The sequence below is a fragment of the Cellulomonas sp. P4_B5_2 genome (assembly GCF_056402235.1).
The window spans coordinates 1-21,268 of record NZ_JBFUHU010000060.1; the positions used below are offsets into that span (position 1 = coordinate 1).

A 21,268-nucleotide genomic window follows, 5' to 3' on the forward strand; every position below is an offset into this window, starting at 1 on the left:
GGTGACGACAGTCGCGCGGGCGGCACCGGCGGTCTCCGCGGCCCGGTGCTGCACGACCAGCGCGTGCGGGAACCGCTGCTTGATCCGTCGGTAGAGGTCGTCGGGGCGGTGCGCGTCCGTGACCGTCACTCGCGTCCAGGCCTCCGTGTGCGGCTCGCCGGCAGCGCCGAGCAGGTCCTCGAGCGTGCCGGTCACGTCCGCCAGTCGGCGGGGCACCGGCGCGTCGACCAGCGACGTGCGGACGGAGCCGCCCGACAGGTCCACCAGGACGGACGACTTGGCGTGGTGCTGCTCGGAGAACGAGTACGCGAGGGGCGATCCGCTGTACCGCAGGACGGTGCCGTCCACACCGGTCAGCTGCTGGGGGCCGTGCAGGTGGCCGAGGGCGACGTAGTCCGCGCCGGCGAACACCCCCGCCGGCACCTGGTCCACGCCGCCGACACGGATGTCCCGCTCCGACTCCGTCGGCGCCCCGCCGATGACGAACGCGTGCGCGGCCACCACGGAGCGCGGCCGGGCAGACCCGGAGCGCGTCGCCAGATCAGCCCGGATCTTCCTCATCGCCGCCGACGCCACCGCCCCGTGCGACCGGGCGAGCGGCTCAGGACCGTCGGCCAGCTCGACGCGGGCGAAGTCGGGGTCGAGGTACGGGATGCCGTAGACCAGCACGTCGCCGTCGTCGTCGGGAAGCACCACCGGCTCCGCCAGCCCGGCGACCCGCGTGCGCAGCCGGACGCGGTCCCGCATGAGCGCCGACCCGAAGCCCAGCCGCGTGGCCGAGTCGTGGTTGCCGGACGTCACGACCACCGTCGTGTGCTCGGCCAGCCGCGCGAGCGTCTCGGACAGGAGCGTCACGGCCTCCACCGGCGGGATCGCGCGGTCGTACACGTCCCCCGCGACCACCACGGCATCCACCTGCTCGGCGCGCACGACATCGACCAGGTGCTCCAGGTACGACGCCTGGTGGTCGAGCAGATCGACCCCGTGCAGCGTCCGGCCCAGGTGCCAGTCCGACGTGTGCAACAACCGCATGCCGCGAACGTAGACCAGCCCACCCACACGCCCGCCGACCGTGCCGGGGTGTTGCGTCAGACGCGCGTCACAGGCTCCGCGGGGAGCTCGCCGGACAGCCCGACCATGTCGAGCACGTCCCGCAGCACGCGGTGCGGGTCGAGGAGCGTGACCGGGATCCCGGCCTCCGATGCGGCGAGGTGCAGCTGCAGCACGAAGGCGATCCCGGAGGAGTCGATGAAGGTCGCCTGCGTGGAGTCGATGACGACCGGGTCGCCGGTCACGAGTGCGAGACCCATGCAGGCGCTGGCCTCGTCGCGCAGCGCCGCGTCGATCTCTCCGACGAGGACGATGACGGTCCGAGCGTCCTGGGCCTCGACCCGGATGGTGCCGGCCGCGGCCGCGTGCTCGATCAGGTCCATTGCTCCTCAGTCCATGCCCGGTCGCGGCACCGGAGCTCCATTCCGGCGGGACGACGCTACCGGTCCTGCAGGATCGCGCCATCCGAGGGGAGAAACGGACATCGGCCGCCCGCGGTTCCCGGTTAGCCTCGAGGAATGGCTTCCCACGAGCTCCCGCCCAGCCACGCCGACCTGCTGGAGCGCCCCACCTTCGCGCACCTCGCCACGGTCGCGCCCGACGGCTCCCCGCACAGCAGCGTGATGTGGTTCGTGTGGGACGGCGAGGTGCTCCGGTTCACGCACACGTCGACGCGGCAGAAGTTCAAGAACCTCCAGCACGAGCCCCGCGTCGCGATCTCGATCCACGACCCCGAGGACCCCTACCGGTCGCTCGAGGTGCGCGGCACGGTCGAGTCCACGGTCAAGGACGACGAGGTGGCGAGCTTCTACAAGTCGCTGCAGGAGAGGTACGGCCAGGACTACGAGATCACCGACGCCGCCCGGCGCGTGATCCTCACGGTCCGGCCGACCACCTTCGTCACGAAGTAGCGGAGGACCGAGCCGGAGCGGAGCGCAGGCTCAGGCCGACACCGGGCCCGAGGCCTCGGGGTCGGTCACGTCCGCGACCGTCGCATCGAGCGCGTGCACGAGCTCGGCCCCGTCGACGTTCGCCGCCACGCCGTGGGCGCCGCCGCCGATGGACACGGTCCGGGTGGGCACGCGGGAGTCGGCGACGACGGGCCACGCGACCAGAGACCCGAACGGCGTGATCGTGCCGCGCACGTAGCCGGTGACGTCCCTGGCGGTCTCCGCGTCGGGCATCGACAAGCGTGTGACGCCGAGCAGGGCACGGAGCTTCGGCCACGAGATGGTCCGGTCACCGGGGACGAGGACGAACAGGAAGTCGTCGTCGCCGCGACGCACCACGATCGTCTTGACGATCCCGGCCGGGTCGACGCCCCGGGCCGCGGCCGCCTCCGCCAGCGACCGCACGGGTCCGTGGCGGGTGACCTCGAACGTGATGCCCGAGGCCTCGAGGCCGGAGAGCGCGCGACGCTCCCCCTCGGTCGCCGCTCCCGCTGCGTCGCTCATGCGGTCACTGTAGGACCGAGGACGTCAGCGGGCAGGCGCCGCGCCCGCCATCGCCTGCGCGAAGGCGGCGGTGTCGAACACCAGYGTCTCGGCGGCGAGCTTTCCCTCCCGCACGACGAAGTGGTCGACCGTCAGCGGGAGCGGCTGACCCGCGGGACCGCGCAGCTCGTACATCACGAGCGCCTCGTCGTCGTCGGCGAACGCCGCGACCTGCCGCCATCCCGGCCCGATCCGGGCGCCGAACCGCGCGAGGAAGGGAAGGAAGTCGGCTGCCGAGGTGAACGTCGCACCGGCGCCCTGGAAGGCGAAGTCCGGCGCGAGGTAGGTCGCGGCGGCGTCGAGGTCGCCGGAGGTCCAGGCGTCCTGGTAGGCGGTCACGAGGTCGAGCACGTCCTGCGGCATGGCTCCTCCAGTCGGGTTCATCGGGTCCAGGTGTCGGGGCCGGGGTCGTCGCCTGCGGCCGTGGACGTCAGGCGTGCGAGGAAGTGCACCCAGCCGTCGGCGTGCCCCGCGAGCCGCGTCTCGGGCAGGCCGGTGTGCGACCGCGCACGAGCGATCCGCCGACGTCGACGGAGAACTCGCCGCCGGGCACCGGATCGAGGGTCGCCCGGTGACCCATCCAGGCGATGAGGCGCTCGGGGACCACCAAGTGGGCGAACACGATGTCGGGCGGTGCCGCGACATGGATCGACGTCGCGTAGTCAGCCACGGGACACCTCGGCCTCGGCGGCCGCCTTGAGCGCCCGCAGCTGAGTCGGCCAGAAGTCGTCCAGGTAGTCCCGCACCGCGGCCAGGCCGTCGGTCCGGACCGCGTACAGGTGCCGTGTCCGGTCGCGCTCCTGTGAGACGAGCCCCGAGTCCCGCAGGACCCGCAGGTGGTGCGAGACGGCCTGCTGCGACATCCCGACCTGCGTGGCGATCTCCCCGACCGCGTGCGGCTGGTCCCTGACGACGGAGAGGATCCGGCGACGGTTCGGGTCGGCCAGGGCGTGCAGCGCCGCGGCGGCGATGTCCATGTGTCCTCCACAAGTGTTTGCTTGTACAAATGACGGTAGCGACGAGTAGACGTCCCGGCAAGGGCCGGCCTGCTGCGACATGCTGGGCGCCGACATCGACGGGAGGACACGCATGCTCGACAGCGTCACGGAGACTCTCCGCCTCGCCGCGGCCGCCCTCGGGACGACGGTGGCGGACCCGCAGCCGCTCAGAGGATCAGACCGCTCGACGGTGCTCCGGTGCCAGGTCCCCGGTGGGACGGTCGTCGTCAAGAAGTACCCGGACGGGGCGGCCTCGTCGTTCGCCCGCGAGGTCGCCGGGCTGACCGCACTGGACCGCACCCCGGAGCTTCTGGCGGTCGACCGCGACCACCGACTCGTGGTCATGAGCGACCTGGGAACCGGCCCCACGCTCGCCGACCTGCTGCTGGGCGTCGACGCAGACACTGCCTGGGCCGGGGCGCTGGAGTGGGTCGACGCCCTCGGCGACACCCTCGGTCGGAGCCAGGTCGGCACCGAGGCGTTCTCGGCGGTGCTGAGCGGTCTGCCCGCCCAGGAGCCCTCGGCCGCGGCACGAGCGGGTGTCCGCCGGCTCCTCGACGACGTCCTCGGCCTGCCCGCCGACCCCGCGATCGAGGCGGAGCTCGACGCGATCGCGACGCTCGACCACCGCGACCCCCGCTCCGACGTCGTCTCCCCCACCGACACGTGCCCCGACAACGCGATCCGCACTCCCGACGGGTGGCGCTTCCTCGACCTGGAGGGCGCTGCCGTCCACCACGTCGCCTACGACGCGGCCTACGCCGCGATGCCCTTCTCCACCTGCTGGTGCGTCTTCGACCCGCCGCCCGGCTTCACCGACCGGCTGCTCGACCGGTTCACCGCGGCGGTCGGGGCACACCTCCCCGACGTCGTCGGCGACCCAGGGTGGGCCAGGGCTGTCGACCTCGCGAGCGCGGGTTGGATCCTGGCCATGACGGGATGGCTGATCGACGGTGCCGACGAGGACCGCCCTCGCGTCGGTCCGGAGGGTGTCCCGTCGCCGAGCTACCGCCAGCTGCTCACCACGCGATGGCGTGGGGGCGCGGTCCGGCTCAGCTCGACACTGCCCGCCGTCGCGGGCCTCCTGGCCGCCGCCGCTGCATGGGCCGACGACGAGTGGGGAGCGTCCGCCGTCCCCGTCGGGCCGTACCGCGCGTTCGCCCGCGACGAATGAACGAGCGGTCCTGGCCCCGCACCTGGGAGACTGGGCCGTCGTGAGCGCACCGTCCCCCTCCCCTGCCGACCCGTCCGGGTCCGATGCGGGGCGACCCCCGAGGAATCAGCGCCGGGGCCGCGGGCGTCGTCAGCCGGCGGCAGCAACCGAGCAGCAGGCAGCACCTGCGGGTCATCGCTCGTCGGGTCAGCGCTCGTCAGGTCGGCGGTCCTCAGGTCGCGACGACGCCGGGCGCACCGCCGCCCGCCGCGCCCGGGCCGCCGCGATCCGGCAGGCCGTCGACCTCCCCCCGATCGTCTACCCCGAGCAGCTCCCCGTCAGCGCCCGTCGCGCGGAGATCAGCAATGCCCTGCGCGACCACCAGGTGGTCGTCGTCGCCGGCGAGACGGGTTCGGGCAAGACGACCCAGATCCCGAAGATCGCGCTCGAGCTGGGCCGCGGTCGCGCCGGGCAGATCGGCCACACGCAGCCGCGCCGGATCGCCGCGCGCAGCGTCGCGGAGCGCATCAACGAGGAGCTGGTCGGCGACGCACCGCTGGGCGGGATCGTCGGCTACCAGGTGCGGTTCACCGACGAGTCGAGCGAGTCGACATTGGTCAAGGTGATGACCGACGGCATCCTGCTGGCCCAGATCCAGCGCGACCCGATGCTCTGGGCCTACGACACGCTCATCATCGACGAGGCCCACGAGCGGWCGCTCAACATCGACTTCATCCTCGGGTACCTCACGCGGCTGCTTCCCCAGCGCCCGGACCTGAAGGTCGTCATCACGTCCGCGACCATCGACTCCGACCGGTTCGCCCGTCACTTCGCGAGCGCGGACGGGGTCGCGGCGCCCGTCGTGGAGGTCACCGGACGGACCTACCCGGTCGAGATCCGCTACCGGCCGCTGTCGCCGGACGTCGAGGAAGGCGCGCCGGTCAAGAAGCGGGGCGCCGAGGACCGCGACCCGATGACGGCCATCTGCGAGGCGGTCGACGAGCTCAGCCTCGAAGGGCCCGGCGACATCCTCGTGTTCCTGTCGGGCGAGCGGGAGATCCGCGACGCCGAGGACGCCCTGCGCTCTTCGCTCGGCGCGCGGGTGTCCGACCCGCGCACGCCAGGCGCCGTCGAGCTGCTCCCCCTGTACAGCCGGCTGTCCGCCGCCGAGCAGCACCGGGTGTTCGAGCGCCACCAGAACCGCAGGGTGGTCCTGTCCACCAACGTGGCCGAGACCTCCCTGACCGTCCCGGGGATCCGGTACGTGATCGACCCCGGCACCGCCCGCATCTCCCGGTACTCCAAGGCGACGAAGGTCCAGCGCCTGCCGATCGAGCCGATCTCGCAGGCGTCGGCGAACCAGCGCTCGGGGCGCTGCGGGCGCGTCGCGGACGGCATCGCGATCCGGCTGTACTCGCAGGACGACTTCGACGCGCGGCCGTTGTACACCGAGCCGGAGATCCTCCGTACATCGCTGGCGTCGGTGATCCTGCAGATGATCGCCGTCGGGGTGGCGACGACCCCTGAGGACATCGGCGACTTCCCGTTCGTCGACCCGCCGGACACCCGCGCGGTGCGCGACGGCGTGCAGCTGCTCACCGAGCTCGGGGCGCTGGGCGACGGTCGTCTGACCGACGTCGGACGGGCGCTCGCGCAGCTGCCGATGGACCCGCGGCTGGCGCGGATGATCGTCGAGGGCGGCCGTCGCGGGGTGGCGCGCGAGGTCATGATCATCGCCGCGGCGCTCTCGATCCAGGACCCGCGCGAGCGACCCGTCGAGGAGCGCGAGAAGGCCGACCTCTCGCACTCCCGGTTCGCGGATCCCACGTCCGACCTGCTCACCTACCTGAACCTCTGGCAGTACCTGAAGGACCAGCAGCGCGACCTGTCGGGGTCGGCGTTCCGCCGCATGTGCCGGTCCGAGCACCTCAACTACCTGCGCATCCGTGAGTGGCAGGACGTGGTGACGCAGCTGCGCGAGCTGGCCAAGCCGCTGGGGATCGTGATGAACGCCCCGCGTCAGGCCGCCGAGTCGGACGGCCTCCAGCTCGAGTGGGACGGCGACCGGATCCACGTCGCGATCCTGGCGGGGCTGCTCTCGCAGATCGGGATGCAGGAGGCGACGGAGGTCGCTGCGACGGGGAAGGGCCGGACGCAGGGAAGGCCGGACCGTCGCGCCCGCAACGAGTACCTCGGCGCCCGTGGGGCGCGGTTCGCGATCTTCCCCGGATCGGGCCTGGCCCGGAAGCCCCCCGCCTGGGTCATGGCCGCCGAGCTCGTCGAGACCTCCCGCCTCTGGGGCCGCGACGTCGCGCGCATCCAGCCCGAGTGGGCCGAGGAAGTGGGCGCCCACCTGGTCAGACGCACGTACTCCGAGCCGGCGTGGTCCACCCGGCAGGGAGCGGCGACGGTCTTCGAGAAGGTGCTGCTGTACGGCGTCCCGATCGTCAACCAGCGGCGGGTGCTCTTCTCCAAGGTCGACCCCGAGCACGCACGTGAGCTSTTCATCCGGCACGCGCTGGTCCAGGGCGAGTGGACCACCCACCACGCGTTCTTCCACGAGAACCGCCGCCTGCTCGCCGAGGCGGAGGGCCTGGAGGCGCGCGCCCGCCGACGGGACCTGGTGGTCGACGACGACACCCTCTTCGCGTTCTACGACGAGCGCGTCCCGGACGACGTGGTCTCCAGCCGGCACTTCGACCAGTGGTGGAAGTCGGCCCGGCGTGACGACCCCGACCTGCTGACCTTCACGCGCGAGCTGCTGGTCGGCGAGGCCGGCGCGATCGACGAGTCGGCGTTCCCGTCGCGCTGGCCGCAGGGCGATCTGCGCCTGCCGCTCACGTACCAGTTCGAGCCTGGTACAGAAGCAGACGGCGTGACTGTACACATCCCGCTGTCGACGCTCGCCCGGCTGATGCCCGAGGGGTTCGGCTGGATGGTCCCGGGCCTGCGCGAGGACCTGATCACCGCCACGATCCGCTCGCTGCCCAAGCCGGTCCGCGTCCAGCTGGTCCCCGCGCCCGACGTCGCCCGCGGCGTGGACGCCTGGATCACCGAGCACACTGCCGACTGGGAGGACACCGTCCGCGCGGGCGACGCCGCTCCCTCGTTCCGGGACGTCTTCCGCCGGGCGGTCCGCGAGCTGCGTGACGTCGACGTCCCCGAGGACGCGTTCGACGACGACCGCCTGCCGGCGCACCTGCGGATGACGTTCCGCGTGGTGGGCGACCGTGGGGGAGTGGTGGACGAGGGCAAGGACCTGCAGGTCCTGCAGCGCCGGCTCGCGGACCGCACGCAGAAGGCGGTGGACGACGCCGTCCGCACCGCCGTGCGCGCGGCGATGGAGGAGGCCCGCAAGGCAGCACCCCCGGAGGCGCCCGCCGCGAGCCCCGCGCCCGCGATCGACATCGAGCGCACCGGCCTCACCACCTGGCCCGCGGACCTGCCGGAGCTCCCGGAGGTCGTCGAGGTCGGAAAGGTCCGCGCGTTCCCGACGCTCGTCGAGGAGGGGCAGTCGGTCGCCGTCCGCGCACTGGCCGACGAGTCGCAGCGTGCCGTGGCGTCCCGCCGCGGGCTGCGCCGGCTGCTGGCGCTCGACGTCGGCCTGGCGCCTGCCCGGATCACCACACGCTGGACCGGCACGCAGGCCCTCACGCTCGCCGCGAGCCCGTACCCGAGCACGGACGCCCTGGTCAGGGACGTGCAGCTCGCCGCGATCGAGCACCTGATCACGGAGCCGGTCCGCACAGCCGACGCCTACGCCCGGCTCCGCACGACCACCCGGGACCGCCTCGAGGACACGGTGTTCGCCGTCGTCACCGACCTGGTCGCCGTGCTGACGGCGTGGCGCGAGCTGGATGCCGAGATCCGCGCCCGGTCGAGCCTCGCCCTGCTGGCCACCGCCCAGGACATCCGCGCCCASGCGGCGCGGCTGGTGCACGACGGGTTCGTCAGCGAGGTCGGCGTCGCCCGGCTCCCACACCTGACCCGCTACCTGCGGGCGGCCCGCCACCGGCTGGTGAAGGCCGCGGACAACCCGCAGCGCGACGCCGACCTGACGTGGCAGGCGCAGGACGTCGAGGCGCTCTACCGCCAGCTCGTCGCGAAGCACCCGCACGACGCCGGCCTGACGGAGATCCGCTGGATGCTCGAGGAGCTCCGCGTCAGCCTGTTCGCCCAGCAGCTGGGCACCCCGGTCCCTGTGTCGACCACCCGCATCAAGAAGGCGCTCGCCGCCTACTGACCGCGTCGGAACAGCACGGCCGCCGCCAGCCGCGCGACCACGAAGATCCCGACGCACCACACCACCGCCGCGAGCGCCGAGCCCCCCGCGCCGGTGCCGAGCAGCAGCGCGCGCAGCGTGTCGGTGATCGGGGTGATCGGGTTGTAGGTCGCGATCGTCTCCAGCACCGACGGCATCGACTCCGGCGGCACGAACGCGCTGGACACGTACGGCAGGAACAGGATCGCGAAGGTGAACCCGCTGGCCGCCTCCGGCCCGGACGCGACGACCCCGATGGCGACGGCCACCCACGTGAGCGCCAGGACGAACAGCCCGATGAGGCCGATCGCGGCCAGCCACTCCAGCGGGGACGCGTCCACGTCGAACCCGATGAGGAACGCGATGCCGATCACGAGCGCCGTCGAGACGGCGTTGCGCGCCATGCTGGCGACGACGTGCCCCGTGAGCACGCCGGTGGAGCGGATGGGCAGGGACCGGAACCTGTCGATGATGCCGCCGGTCATGTCGCTGGCGACGTCCACGGCCGTGGTCGACGAGCCGTAGCCCGCCGTGAGCAGGACGATCCCGGGGACCACCCAGTTCACGTAGTCGCCGCCGGTCTGGATGGCGCCGCCGAACACGTAGACGAACAACAGCAGCAGGATCACGGGGAGCATCACCGCCATGAGGACGGTGTCGAGCTGGCGCAGCGACCGGCGGATGCACCGGCCGATCAGCGCGGCCGTGTCGTGCGCGGTCCAGCCGAGGGCCGGAGGTGCAGGGGCGAGCGTGGTCATCAGAACTCCCGGGCAGCGACGAGGGCGGGTGACTCGGAGGCGACCGGGCGGCCGGTCAGGGTGAGGAAGACGTCGTCGAGCGTGGGGGAGCGGACCTCCCAGTGCTCGACGTCGATCCCCCGGCGCTCGACGTCGGCCAGGATCCGCCGCACGTCCGGCACCGAACCGTCGGTCAGCAGACGTTCCTCGGTGCCGTCCTTGAGGCGCAGCTCGACGTGCGCAGAGCCGACCGCCCGCTTGAGCTCCCTCGCGGTGCCGTCCGCGATCACCCGGCCGTGGTCGATGACGGCCACGCGGTCGGCCAGCTGGTCTGCTTCCTCGAGGTACTGCGTGGTGAGCAGGACGGTGGTGCCCGACGCGACCACGGAGCGGATGACGTCCCACAGGTCGTTCCGGCTGCGCGGGTCGAGGCCSGTGGTCGGCTCGTCGAGGAACACCACCTGCGGCCGGGAAAGGAGGCCCACGGCCAGGTCGAGGCGCCGCCGCATCCCGCCGGAGTACGTCTTGACCACGCGCCTGCCCGCCTCGGTGAGGTCGAACAGCTCGAGCAGCTCGGCGCTGCGGGTGCGCACCTCGGCGCGCCCCAGGTGGGCGAGCCTCGCCATGAGGTGCAGGTTCTCGGTGCCCGTCAGCAGGTCGTCGACCGCCGCGAACTGCCCGGTGAGGCTGATGGCCGCGCGCACCTGAGCCGGCTGACGCACCACGTCCTTGCCCGCGACGTACGCGGTGCCGCCGTCGGGCCGCAGGAGCGTGGACAGGATGCGGACCGTCGTGGTCTTGCCGGCGCCGTTGGGGCCGAGCAGGGCGAGCACCTCCCCCTTGCCGACGTCGAGGTCGACGCCGTCGAGCACGGTCAGGTCGCCGTAGGACTTGCGCAGCCCCCGGGCGACGACGACAGGAGCAGTCATCGCGATCTCGCTTTCTGTGTATGTCGTAAACTGTGTGTGTACTTCATACACACTTGTAGGATCACGGGTCAAGGAGGTGCCGTGGACGACGACGAGGCACGAGAGGCCGAGGAGGCCCGCCGCGAGGCCGAGCTGCTGCGACGCGACCGCGAGAAGGCCGAGCGCGCGGAGGCCAAGGAGGCCGAGCGCGCCAGGAGCGACCTCGAGAAGGCCGACCGCGACGCCCGCAAGCAGGTCGAGCGCCGCGAGCGCGACCGCCTGAAGGCCCTGCAGGACGCGGCCAAGGAGGAGGAGCGCCGACGCAAGGAGCAGGAGCGAGCCGCTCAGCAGGCGGTCAAGGAGGCGGCCCGCCAGCTCCGGGAGGCGGAGAAGGCGCAGCGTGCCGCGGCCCTGGCCCAGCAGCAGGCTGCGCGCGAGGCGGAGAAGGCGCGCCGGCACGCCGTGCGCGTGGCCGGCTCCGAGGGCGCGCCGATCGACCTCCCGCCCGGGATCGCCGTCCTGTGGCGCACACCGGCCCCCGGCCGGCCCGGGCCGCGGCCGGGTCTGACGCTCGAGCAGATCGCCGACGCCGGCATCGCGCTGGCCGACAGCGAGGGGATCGAGTCCGTGTCCATGGCCCGGCTCGCCGAGTCGCTCGGGTTCACCACGATGTCCCTGTACCGGTACGTCTCGTCCAAGGACGAGGTGCTCAGCCTCATGTCGGACCGGGCGTCGGGCCGGCCGCCCGTCCTCGGGCCCGAGGTGGGTGGCTGGCGGGAGCGGCTCGAGCTCGTCCTCGCCGTCCAGCAGCCGATCCTGCGCGCGCACCCGTGGCTGGCGCGGGCGTCCGCGGTCCTGCACGCGGTCGGGCCCGGGCGGCTCGCCTGGATGGAGGCGATGCTCTCGGCGCTCGACGGCACCCCGCTGTCGGAGGACCAGAAGGTGGGGGCGATCGGCCTGCTCGCCTCGCACACCCTGGACCAGCTGCGGATCGGCGAGGAGCTGAGCGGCGCCGGGCGCACCGCCGCGGTCGGCACCACCGCCGGGGGAGCCCTGCCGCCGGACCTGGGAGAGCTCATCACGATGCTCGCCTCCGCGGACGAGCACCCCACGCTGCTGCGGGCGGCAACCGCGGGCGCCTTCTCCTTCCCGGAGGACGCGCCCGAGGACGACGAGCTGGACTTCGGCACCGTACTCATCCTCGACGGGATCGAGCGGCTCATCACCCTGGCCTCCTGAGCCGCCCACAGCCCCGTCGCCTGCACAAGCGGCGGTCACGATGTCGGCGCGGCCGGGCAGACTCGACGCATGACCTCGCCCGACGCCCCGCGCACCGGCCGCTGCTTCGGCGACGGCACCCCCCTGTACGAGCAGTACCACGACGAGGAGTGGGGCAAGCCCGTCCACGACGAGCACGCCCTCTACGAGCGGCTCGCCCTGGAAGGCTTCCAGTCGGGCCTCGCCTGGATCACGATCCTGCGCAAGAGGCCCGCGTTCCGCACGGCGTTCGCGGACTTCGACCCGGAGGTGGTCGCGGAGTTCGGTGACGACGACGTGGCCCGCCTGATGGCCGACGCCGGCATCGTGCGCAACCGCGCCAAGATCGAGGCGACGATCGCCAACGGCCGTGCCCTGCGCGAGCTGCACGCGGCGGGTCGCACTCTCGACCAGGTCCTGTGGTCGCACGCCCCCGACCGGACGGGTTACCAGCGCCCCTCGGGCTGGGCGGGCGTGCCCGCGCAGACGCCGGAGAGCCGCGCGCTGGCCAAGGAGCTGAAGTCGCTCGGGTTCCGGTTCGTCGGCCCGGTCACCGCCTACGCGGCGATGCAGGCGTGCGGTGTCGTCGACGACCACCTGGCCACGTGCCCGGCGGCGTGGGGCTCTGCCGGCACCGGAGAGCTTGCCGGGTGAGATTTGCTTCTGGCGGGTGATCGTGCGGCTGCCCTCTCGGCACCACGCACCCTGCGGACTACAGTGCCAGCCATGACGGAGATGCCCGACCCTGACGTTCGGCGTGATGCCGCGCGCGAGGCGGCCGAGGCGCTCACGGACAACGTCGTCCCCGATGCAGAGATCCTCGAGGCCGTCCAGGTCGGGCTGCTGTCCGTCCCGGCCGGCTCGCCGAACTCGTGGTTCGACGTCCCGTCGCAGCGCAGCCGCATGCGCTCCTCGAACCTGGCCCCGCGCCGCCCGCACTAGACGGGCGCCGAAGCAGACATGCTCCGCGGACGGCGCCGTCTCACGGGTCGATCACTGTTGCCCAGCATGTGATCTGCGGACTACCATCGCGGCTACCATCCAGAGCGGCCGAGAGACCTGGCTCGACGACGCCGCAGCAACCCCCCTCCTCGCGAGGGTGTGGGTGCTTCCGCCAGGGGCGATGGAGTGAGTCATGCCCCCACAGGACACCTGTCCCCGCACCACCCCGGTGCCGACGACCCCGCCGGCCGCGCCGTGAGCGCAGCCGTGGCTGAGCCCCGCACCCCCGGGCTGCACACCGCGCCCGCCCGCCGGGCGCAGAACGCGAACGACCGCCCGACGATCTCGTTCGAGCTCTTCCCGCCCCGGAACCCCGACGCGGCTCCCCGCCTGTGGGCCACCATCCGCGAGCTCGAGTCGGTGCACCCCGACTTCGTCTCGGTCACCTACGGCGCCTCGGGCAAGACGCGACTCACCACGCGCGCGCTGGTCCGCCGGCTGCTGCAGGAGACGTCGCTCAACCCGATCGCCCACCTGACCTGCGTCGGGACCTCGCGCGAGGAGATCACGACGATCGTCGGGGAGTTCCTCGACGAGGGCCTGCGGTCGTTCCTCGCCCTGCGGGGCGACCCGCCCACGGACCAGAGCGACTGGCAGGCCCACCCGGACGGCCTGCAGACCGCGGGCGAGCTGGTCGAGCTCCTGCGCGAGATCGAGGCGCAGCGGTGCCTGGACAGCCCGTCGCAGGCGGTGCGGGCTCGGGTGCGACCCCTGTCCGTCGCGGTCGCGGCGTTCCCGCGCGGCAACCACGCCACGGGCGGCACCCGCGCGCAGGACGTCGCCTCGCTGCTGGCCAAGCAGGAGGCCGGCGCCGACTTCGCGATCACGCAGGTGTTCTTCGACGCGGACGACTATCTCGGTATCGTCGCGGAGGCCCGTGAGGCCGGCGTGACCATCCCGATCATCCCGGGCATCATCCCGACCACGGACCCGGCCCGGCTGCTGCGCGTGCAGGAGCTGACCGGCGTCCCGGTGCCGAAGGACCTGATCGACCTGCTCGGATCCGCCGACGACGAGCTCGACCGTCATCGCCGGGGCATCCGGGCCAGCGTCGACCTGGTCAACGGCGTCCTGGACGGCGGCGCACCCGGCGTCCACCTCTACACGTTCAACCAGCACCACGCCGCACTTGACCTGCTCGAGGGTGCACACCTCGACGGCGGAGCTCGGACAGCTCCCGACCTGGCCAGCTGGCCGCAGGACACGGCACCCGCCCGACCCCCGAGGGACTGAACCACATGACCGAGAACCGCCCGATCTTCCCCGCCAGCTCCGTGCTCGGCTACCCCCGCATCGGCCCGCGCCGCGAGCTGAAGAAGGCCCTCGAAGCGTTCTGGGCAGGTCGCACGTCGGCCGACGAGGTCGAGGCCACCGCCGCCGACCTGCGTCGCCGCACCCGCACGCGGCTGGCCGAGCTCGGCCTGGCCACCGACGTGCCGGCGATCCCGAGCGCGTTCTCGTTCTACGACCAGGTGCTCGACGCCACCGCCGTGATCGGCGCTGTCCCGGCCCGCTTCGCGGACGTCGTGGGCGCCGACGGGTCGCTCGACCTGGCCGGGTACTCGACCGTGGCCCGCGGCCGCGGCGACGACCTGCCGCTCGAGATGACCAAGTGGTTCGACACCAACTACCACTACCTGGTCCCGGAGATCGGCCCGGAGACGACCTTCCGCTACGCGAGCACCCGCCCGGTGCGCGAGTTCACCGAGGCCCTCGCGGACGGCGTCCTCACGCGTCCGGTCATCGTCGGCCCCGTCACGTACCTGGCGCTGGCCAAGGCCACGGAGGACGCCCCCGAGGGCTTCGCCCCGATCGACCGCCTGGCGGACCTGCTGCCGGTCTACGCCGAGCTGCTCAAGGACCTCGCCGCCGCGGGTGCCACCTGGGTGCAGCTGGAGGAGCCCGCCCTGGTCTCCGACTCCGTCGCCGTCCCGGCCGAGCAGCTGCTCGCGTCCGTGATCGAGGCGTACCGCGCGCTGGCCACCGAGCTGACCCCCCCGGAGCGCCCGGCCATCCTGGTCGCGGCCCCCTACGGCGACCTCGCCGCGGCGTTCCCGGTGCTCGCCGCGACGGACGTCGAGGCCATCGGCATCGACCTGATCCGCGGTCACGCGCCTGCCGAGTCGGTCCCGGGCCTGGAGACCAAGACGCTGGTCGCCGGCGTGATCGACGGCCACAACATCTGGCGCGCGGACCTGGACGCCAAGCTGGCCGTCCTCGAGCAGCTCGAGGGCCTCGGCGCGGCCGCGGTCACCGTCGGCACCTCGACGTCCCTGTTCCACGTGCCGCACACGCTCACGGACGAGCCGAACCTCGACGAGACCCTGAAGACCTGGCTCGCGTTCGCCGACGAGAAGGTCGTCGAGGTCGTCACCCTGGCCGAGGGTCTGACCGAGGGCCGCGAGGCCATCCACGAGCAGCTGCTCACCGCCACGGACGCGGTGAACTCCCGCCGGACCGCACCCGGCGTCGTCAACCCGGAGGTCCGCGACCGCGTGGCCGCCCTCGGCGAGAATGCGTTCAGCCGCGGCTCGTTCGACGAGCGCAAGGTCGCGCAGGCCGCCCGGCTCAACCTGCCCCCGCTGCCGACGACGTCCATCGGCTCCTTCCCGCAGACCACCGAGATCCGCACCGCGCGCGCTGCGTTCGGCAAGGGCGAGCTGACGGAGGCGCAGTACGACGAGGAGATGAAGGCGGAGATCCGCCGGGTCGTCGAGCTGCAGGAGAAGATCGGCTTCGACGTGCTGGTGCACGGCGAGCCCGAGCGCAACGACATGGTCCAGTACTTCGCGGAGAACCTCGACGGGTTCGCCGTGACGCAGAACGGCTGGGTCCAGTCCTACGGCTCGCGCTGCACGCGTCCGTCGATCCTGTGGGGCGACGTCTCGCGGCCGAAGCCGATCACGGTCGAGTGGTCGTCGTACACGCAGTCGCTCACGGAGAAGCCGGTCAAGGGCATGCTCACCGGCCCGGTGACCATCCTGGCCTGGTCGTTCGTCCGCGACGACCAGCCCCTCGGCGACACCGCCAACCAGGTGGGCCTTGCCCTGCGCGACGAGATCGCCGACCTCGAGGCCGCCGGCATCGCCGTCATCCAGGTGGACGAGCCCGCGCTGCGCGAGCTGCTGCCGCTGCGGGTCGAGGACCACGCCGCGTACCTCGACTGGTCGGTGCGCTCGTTCCGCCTCGCCACGGCCGGGGTCCGCCCCGACACGCAGATCCACACGCACCTGTGCTACTCGGAGTTCGGCGAGATCATCGGCGCGATCGACGGGCTCGACGCGGACGTGACCTCCATCGAGGCGGCCCGCTCGAAGATGGAGATCCTCGGCGACATCTCGGCGGCCGGCTACCCGCGGGGGATCGGCCCGGGCGTCTACGACATCCACTCGCCGCGCGTCCCCAGCGAGGCGGAGGTCGAGGAGCTGCTCACGGAGGCCGTCAAGGCCATCGCGGTCGACCAGCTCTGGGTCAACCCGGACTGCGGCCTGAAGACCCGCCGCTACGAGGAGGTCGCCCCGTCGCTGGAGCACATCCTCGCGGCCACGCGGGCGGTCCGCGCCACGCTCTGACGCATGCTCACGGCCCCGGACACCTGCACAGGTGTACGGGGGACCGGAGTCCAGGCTGACCACGTCCACGTGAGGCACGAACGTCGACAGGTTCTCCGACCTCACGACCGGATCGCGGTCGCCGTAGATCATGAGGGCGGGCTGCTGGATGACGGGGTCCACGTCCGCCAGCAGGTGCCAGTTGCGGTCGAGGTTCCTGTACCAGTTGATGCTGCCCGTGAACCCCGATGCGTCGAAGGCGGAGACGAAGACGGCCAGCTCGCTGTCGCTCATGACGGGCTCACCGCGTGGTGTCGCCGCTCTGGCGAGGTTGATCCACGCCATACCGGGCTGAGGCTCGGTGGGCGGCTCGTTCTTCCGGTACAGGTTGCGAAGGAACTGGAACGTGTTGTCGTCGAGCACGGCGTCGGCGACGCCCGGCTGTCGATTGAAGTGGACGAAGTAGAAGTCGCCGCCGAGAACCTGTTCCATGAGCTCGATCGGGGGGATCTCCCCGCGCTCGATGTACGGCAGGCTCAGGTTTATCACCTTGGAGACGCGGTGGGGATGCAACAACGTCAGTCCCCAGACGACGTTCGCGCCCCAGTCGTGACCGATGAAGAGGGCGTCCTCGTACCCGTAGTGGTCGAGAAGTGCGACGAGGTCACCCGACAGGTGCCCGATGTCGTAGTCCGTCACCTCGGTCGGACGGGACGAGTTCCCGTAACCCCGCTGGTTCGGGACGATGACGTGGTAGCCGGCTGCGACGAGGGCAGGCACCTGATAGCGCCAGGAGTAGGCATGCTCGGGCCAGCCGTGACAGAGCACGACAGGATTGCCGGCATTCTCCTGGCCCGCTTCGAAGACTTCGAGCGTCACGCCGTTGACGGAGATGAGGGCGGGCTCGGGAAAGTCGGTCGGATCGAACACGGCAGGTCCTCCGTAGCTCTGGGTGATCGGCCGCGTGCGGCCTGATCGGTTGCCGCCACCGTAGGGAGCATTGCGGACAGGATCGGTCCGCAAGAGGTGGCAGACTCGGAGCATGCGAAAGGACCCCACCGGTCGAGCGTTGCAGCTGCTCTCGCTCCTGCAGACCCATCGATGGTGGGGTGGTGCCGAGCTCGCCGATCGCCTCGAGATCACGGAGCGAACGGTGCGCCGCGACGTGGACCGGCTGCGCGAGCTCGGCTATCCGGTCGACGCCACGTCAGGAAAGGACGGGGGCTACCGGCTCGCGACGGGGGCGCACCTGCCACCCCTGGTCCTCGACGACGACGAGGCCGTCGCGGTAGCCGTCGGGCTGCGCTACGCCGCGGAGGCCGCGATCGGCGGCATGGAGGAGACGTCGCTTCGCGCCCTGACGACGATCGAACAGCTGCTGCCCCATCGGCTGCGCCGCCGGGTGTCGGCGCTGCACTCGAGCGTCAGCTCGATGCGGTGGCCGGGCGACGACGACGTCGTCGACCCCGACGCACTCAGCGTGCTCGCCGCAGCGTGCCGGGACCGCGAGGACGTGCGCTTCGACTACCGACGACATGACGGCACGGACAGCGGACGGCTCGTCCAGCCGCACCAGCTCGTCACCGCCGGCCGTCGCTGGTATCTCGTGGCATGGGACCAGCGCCGCGACGACTGGCGCACGTTCCGGCTGGACCGGCTCCGGGAGCCCCGGCTGACGGGCGGTCGTTTCACACCCCGCCAGATCCCCGGCGGCGATGCGGCGACCTTCGTCGCAACCTCGCTCGGCTCGATGTTCAGTCAGCATCACGCGACGATCGCGGTCGACGCCCCGTTCGCCGAGCTCGAGCTCCGGTGGGTGGACCACACACCGATCGAGACGAGAGCGGACTCCTGCGTCGTGCAGATCCGTAGCGAGGATCTCGACTGGCTCGCCCTGACCGTCGCCCGCATCGCGCTCACCGCCCCGGTGGCCGTCATCGAGCCGGCCGAGCTCGCCGACACCGTCAGGCAGCTGGCCGCCCACCTGCGCCTAGGGTCGGTCGCGTGACGATCTTCGACACCGTCCCGCTCGACCAGCTGCGTCGCCGGACGAGCGTGAAGTGGCGGCACTACCCGCCGGACGTCCTTCCGCTGTTCGTCGCCGAGATGGACGTCCCGCAGCCGGAGCCGGTGATCCGGGCGGTCTCCGACGCGCTGCGCGGCGGGGACACCGGGTACGCCGAGGGCACCTCCTACGCCGAGGCCTTCGCCGCGTTCGCCGCCGAGCGGTACGGCTGGGACGTGGACGTGCCGGCCACCCGGACCGTGCCCGACGTCATGCTCGGGATCGTCGAGGTCCTCGGGCTGCTCACCGGGCCCGGCGACGCCGTCGTCATCAACCCACCGGTGTACCCACCGTTCCGGGGCTTCGTCGAGCACGCCGGCCGCTTGGTGGTCACGGCTCCGCTCGGCCCTGACGGGCGGCTGGACCTGACCGCGCTGGGGGAGGCGTTCGCACACGCACGTGCGACCGGGCGGCCCGCGGCGTACCTGCTGTGCCACCCGCACAACCCGACGGGCACCCTGCACACGGCGGCCGAGCTCCGGGCGGTCGGCGAGCTCGCGGCGCAGCACGGTGTGCGGGTCGTCGCCGACGAGATCCACGCGCCGCTGATCCCCACGACGGCGGACGGCTCGGCCCCGCACTTCGTGCCGACGACGACGCAGATCCCCGACGCGATCGCCTTGCACTCCGCATCGAAGGCGTTCAACCTGGCTGGCCTGCGGGCCGCCCTCGCGGTGCCGGGTCCCGCTGCGACCGAGGACCTGGCCCGCCTTCCGGAGCTGGTCGGCCACGGCGTGATGCACCTGGGCGCCGTCGCGCAGATCGCGGCGCTGCGCGACTGCGGCCCGTGGCTGGACGAGGTGTTGCGCGGGCTCGGGGAGAACCAGCGGCTGCTCTCCGGTCTGCTCGCCGACGCGCTCCCCGAGGCCGCCTGGGCGGTTCCTGACGCCACCTACTTCGCGTGGCTGGACCTGCGCGCGGTGCCGGCTGTGCGTGCGGGTGCGGACCCCGCACGGCTGGCCCTCGACCGAGGTCGGGTGGCGCTGAACCAGGGGCCGACGTTCGGCGTCGAGGGCGCGGGGTTCGTCCGGTTGAACCTCGCCGCCTCGACGGCGACCCTCGCCGAGGCGGTCAGCCGAATGGCTCTTGCCCTGGCGAACTGAGACCGATTCGTGACCAACCGTGGACCACGCGGGCTCATGTCCACCCCGGGCACGTGCCGATCTCTCCCACAGCAGGGCCGTACAACGACGTAATGGGAGATCGACATGGTGAAGTGCGACGAGTGCAGCTCCGCCGTGCAGGTGTGCGAGCGGTGTGATGGCGCCGGTCGCAAGCGCTGGTCCGGGGAGTGCAGCTACTGCCGTGGCACCGGCCAGACGTGCATGAAGAACGCCAACCACCGCTGGTGAGCTGACCAGCGCACCCGCCACCAGAGGGGGGCAGGCACCACAGGACTCAGCCGAGGCGGACGGTCAGGCTCGCCAGCCTGTCCACGATGCGCACGTCCGCGTCGAGCCACGGCACGTCGTGCCACTGGTGCAGCGGGAGCCACCGCAGCTCGTCGTGCTCGACGAGCGGCTCCGCCGTGCCCTCGACCACCTCGGCCAGCCAGATGCGCATCACGTACTCGTCCGACAGGCGCCAGAGGCCGTCGTCGGGACCGACGAGCTCGTCGCCCAGGCCGATCCGCACGCCGAGCTCCTCGCGGATCTCGCGGTGCAGCGCGTCCTCGGGCGACTCGTTCCCGTCCACCTTGCCGCCGGGGAACTCCCAGCGGCCCGCCAGCCGCGCCGGCACAGCCCGGCGCGCGGCCAACAGCTCACGAGGGTCGTCCAGGTCGTCGACGATCGCGGCGGCCACGACGAGCACGGGTGAGGTCATGCGGTGAGTCTGCCAGGCCCGCGCAACGCGGGTCCGGCGGCAGCGGGACGGCCCGGTGTCTTGAGCCGTCGGAGCATGGTCAGCGGATGCCGTGCGCGACGGCCCAGGCGACGGCTTCCGCGCGCGTCGAGGCACCGATCTTGCGGTACACACTGCGGACCTGCGACTTCACGGTGTTCCTCGTCACGAAGAGGCGCGTCGCGATCTCCTCCAGGGTGACGTCCTCGGCGAGCTCCGCCAGCACGACGCGCTCACGACGCGTGAGTGCTTCGTTCGCGACGCCGACAGTCCTGCTCGTCTCCAACATGCTCATGGTGTCCTCCGGTGTGCTGCGTGACCCGGGTGATCCGGGTCACGCTCTGGGCTGCGTACCGGATGAGAGAGGGCTGGTGGTGAGCCATGACGCCACTTCCAGCAATCTCCTCATGCGCGGGTTCCCCCCCGCCAAGCGCCCGATCGCGCGTGCCACCCACAATGAACGTCCACTGCCGAATCAGATACGCCGAAYGCGTGAGCATCTGCGGGGTTCACCCGTAAGGCTGACGCGCGCGAACGCACGTGACACTGGTGCAACGGGGCAGCTGCCCGCTGGGTTCAGCCCGCGTTCTGAGCCGTGTACTCCTCGGCCGTGAGCAGCGGCCCGGCCGAGGTGACCTCGACCTTGAGCAGCCAGCCCTGTCCGTAGGGATCCGAGTTGACCACCGACGGGTCGTCGACGGCCGCCTGGTTGACCTCGACGACCGTGCCGGACACCGGCGAGTAGAGCTCCGAGACCGACTTGGTGGACTCGATCTCGCCGACGACCGCGCCGGCGGTGATCTCCTCACCCACGGCGGGAAGCTCGAGGTAGACGATGTCGCCGAGCGCGTCCGCCGCGATCCCGGTGATGCCGACGGTCGCCGGGGCGCCGTCATCCAGCCATTCGTGCTCGACCGTGTAGTGCAGGTGGGTGGGCAGCTCCGCTGTCAT

At 72.1% G+C, this 21,268-nt stretch carries 20 protein-coding genes, 1 pseudogene and 1 riboswitch; of the genes and pseudogenes, 10 read left to right on the plus strand and 11 right to left on the minus strand.

The annotated features are described in order from the left end of the window. Both AC1DUQ_RS06090 and AC1DUQ_RS06095 read right to left on the minus strand, forming a co-directional pair. On the minus strand, positions 1-1,032 hold a 1,032-nt coding region (locus tag AC1DUQ_RS06090; RefSeq protein ID WP_477073511.1), incomplete at its 3' end, for an exonuclease SbcCD subunit D. Between the two features lie 56 nt (positions 1,033-1,088). Then, positions 1,089-1,433, minus strand: a complete 345-nt coding sequence (locus tag AC1DUQ_RS06095) for an STAS domain-containing protein (RefSeq protein ID WP_477059668.1) — start codon at positions 1,431-1,433, stop codon at positions 1,089-1,091. Positions 1,434-1,568: 135 nt separating this feature from the next. On the opposite strand from AC1DUQ_RS06095, the gene AC1DUQ_RS06100 reads away from it, so the two are divergent. Then, complete coding sequence (locus tag AC1DUQ_RS06100; RefSeq protein WP_477059667.1) at positions 1,569-1,961, plus strand: PPOX class F420-dependent oxidoreductase; 393 nt, start codon at positions 1,569-1,571, stop codon at positions 1,959-1,961. A 30-nt stretch (positions 1,962-1,991) separates the two neighbouring features. On the opposite strand, the gene AC1DUQ_RS06105 is transcribed toward AC1DUQ_RS06100, so the two are convergent. From AC1DUQ_RS06105 to AC1DUQ_RS06115, 3 genes are all read right to left on the minus strand, one after another. Next, positions 1,992-2,504, minus strand: coding sequence for an aminoacyl-tRNA deacylase (locus AC1DUQ_RS06105; protein ID WP_477059666.1), 513 nt, complete (start codon positions 2,502-2,504; stop codon positions 1,992-1,994). A gap of 24 nt (positions 2,505-2,528) precedes the next feature. Further along, the gene (locus AC1DUQ_RS06110) at positions 2,529-2,906 is read right to left on the minus strand and encodes a nuclear transport factor 2 family protein (protein WP_477059665.1); all 378 of its coding nucleotides are present in this window, start codon (positions 2,904-2,906) and stop codon (positions 2,529-2,531) included. Positions 2,907-3,205: 299 nt separating this feature from the next. After that, the gene (locus AC1DUQ_RS06115; RefSeq protein ID WP_477059663.1) at positions 3,206-3,520 is read right to left on the minus strand and encodes an ArsR/SmtB family transcription factor; all 315 of its coding nucleotides are present in this window, start codon (positions 3,518-3,520) and stop codon (positions 3,206-3,208) included. A gap of 112 nt (positions 3,521-3,632) precedes the next feature. On the opposite strand from AC1DUQ_RS06115, the gene AC1DUQ_RS06120 reads away from it, so the two are divergent. Beyond that, positions 3,633-4,715, plus strand: coding sequence for an aminoglycoside phosphotransferase family protein (locus tag AC1DUQ_RS06120; RefSeq protein ID WP_477059662.1), 1,083 nt, complete (start codon positions 3,633-3,635; stop codon positions 4,713-4,715). A 40-nt stretch (positions 4,716-4,755) separates the two neighbouring features. Next, positions 4,756-8,937 (plus strand): ATP-dependent RNA helicase HrpA, encoded by a 4,182-nt coding sequence (gene hrpA, locus AC1DUQ_RS06125; RefSeq protein WP_477073512.1) that lies wholly within the window; start codon positions 4,756-4,758, stop codon positions 8,935-8,937. Here hrpA and AC1DUQ_RS06130 read toward each other — a convergent pair. Beyond that, positions 8,931-9,713, minus strand: a complete 783-nt coding sequence (locus AC1DUQ_RS06130) for an ABC transporter permease (protein ID WP_477059660.1) — start codon at positions 9,711-9,713, stop codon at positions 8,931-8,933. The genes hrpA and AC1DUQ_RS06130 overlap by 7 nt on opposite strands. After that, a complete protein-coding gene (locus AC1DUQ_RS06135; protein ID WP_477059659.1) occupies positions 9,713-10,621 on the minus strand; it encodes an ATP-binding cassette domain-containing protein in 909 nt (302 codons plus the stop codon). Before AC1DUQ_RS06135 ends, AC1DUQ_RS06130 begins: the two co-directional genes overlap by 1 nt. Positions 10,622-10,702: 81 nt before the next feature. Between AC1DUQ_RS06135 and AC1DUQ_RS06140 the strand changes: the two genes are divergently transcribed. The 5 genes from AC1DUQ_RS06140 (at position 10,703) to metE (ending at position 16,431) form a co-directional block, all read left to right on the plus strand. After that, a complete protein-coding gene (locus AC1DUQ_RS06140; RefSeq protein ID WP_477059658.1) occupies positions 10,703-11,839 on the plus strand; it encodes a TetR/AcrR family transcriptional regulator in 1,137 nt (378 codons plus the stop codon). Between the two features lie 69 nt (positions 11,840-11,908). Then, complete coding sequence (locus AC1DUQ_RS06145) at positions 11,909-12,511, plus strand: DNA-3-methyladenine glycosylase I (protein WP_477059657.1); 603 nt, start codon at positions 11,909-11,911, stop codon at positions 12,509-12,511. 72 nt (positions 12,512-12,583) lie between these two features. Further along, on the plus strand, positions 12,584-12,799 hold the full coding sequence (locus AC1DUQ_RS06150) for a hypothetical protein (protein WP_477059656.1): 216 nt from the start codon (positions 12,584-12,586) through the stop codon (positions 12,797-12,799). Between the two features lie 92 nt (positions 12,800-12,891). After that, positions 12,892-12,987: riboswitch (SAM riboswitch) on the plus strand. A gap of 79 nt (positions 12,988-13,066) precedes the next feature. Beyond that, on the plus strand, positions 13,067-14,092 hold the full coding sequence (locus AC1DUQ_RS06155) for a methylenetetrahydrofolate reductase (RefSeq protein ID WP_477059655.1): 1,026 nt from the start codon (positions 13,067-13,069) through the stop codon (positions 14,090-14,092). 5 nt (positions 14,093-14,097) lie between these two features. Further along, entirely contained in the window at positions 14,098-16,431 is a 2,334-nt protein-coding gene (gene metE, locus AC1DUQ_RS06160) for a 5-methyltetrahydropteroyltriglutamate--homocysteine S-methyltransferase (RefSeq protein ID WP_477059654.1), read from the plus strand. Positions 16,432-16,548: 117 nt separating this feature from the next. Here the strand turns inward: metE and AC1DUQ_RS06165 are convergent. Next, positions 16,549-17,454: pseudogene (locus AC1DUQ_RS06165) on the minus strand (alpha/beta hydrolase); the annotation flags it as partial. Between AC1DUQ_RS06165 and AC1DUQ_RS06170 the strand changes: the two are divergent. Both AC1DUQ_RS06170 and AC1DUQ_RS06175 read left to right on the plus strand, forming a co-directional pair. Then, positions 17,453-18,418, plus strand: coding sequence for a helix-turn-helix transcriptional regulator (locus tag AC1DUQ_RS06170; RefSeq protein WP_477059652.1), 966 nt, complete (start codon positions 17,453-17,455; stop codon positions 18,416-18,418). The pseudogene AC1DUQ_RS06165 and the gene AC1DUQ_RS06170 sit on opposite strands and share 2 nt — an antisense overlap. Beyond that, on the plus strand, positions 18,415-19,578 hold the full coding sequence (locus AC1DUQ_RS06175; protein ID WP_477073513.1) for a MalY/PatB family protein: 1,164 nt from the start codon (positions 18,415-18,417) through the stop codon (positions 19,576-19,578). The genes AC1DUQ_RS06170 and AC1DUQ_RS06175 overlap by 4 nt, the downstream gene beginning before the upstream one ends. A gap of 295 nt (positions 19,579-19,873) precedes the next feature. Here AC1DUQ_RS06175 and AC1DUQ_RS06180 read toward each other — a convergent pair whose 3' ends face one another. The 3 genes from AC1DUQ_RS06180 to gcvH all read right to left on the minus strand — a co-directional run bounded on the left by AC1DUQ_RS06180 (position 19,874) and on the right by gcvH (position 21,268). Further along, positions 19,874-20,299: a (deoxy)nucleoside triphosphate pyrophosphohydrolase gene (locus AC1DUQ_RS06180; RefSeq protein WP_477059650.1), complete on the minus strand. Its 426-nt coding sequence runs from the start codon at positions 20,297-20,299 to the stop codon at positions 19,874-19,876. 79 nt (positions 20,300-20,378) lie between these two features. Beyond that, positions 20,379-20,612 (minus strand): LuxR C-terminal-related transcriptional regulator, encoded by a 234-nt coding sequence (locus AC1DUQ_RS06185; protein ID WP_477059649.1) that lies wholly within the window; start codon positions 20,610-20,612, stop codon positions 20,379-20,381. A 281-nt stretch (positions 20,613-20,893) separates the two neighbouring features. After that, a complete protein-coding gene (gcvH, locus tag AC1DUQ_RS06190; protein ID WP_477059648.1) occupies positions 20,894-21,268 on the minus strand; it encodes a glycine cleavage system protein GcvH in 375 nt (124 codons plus the stop codon).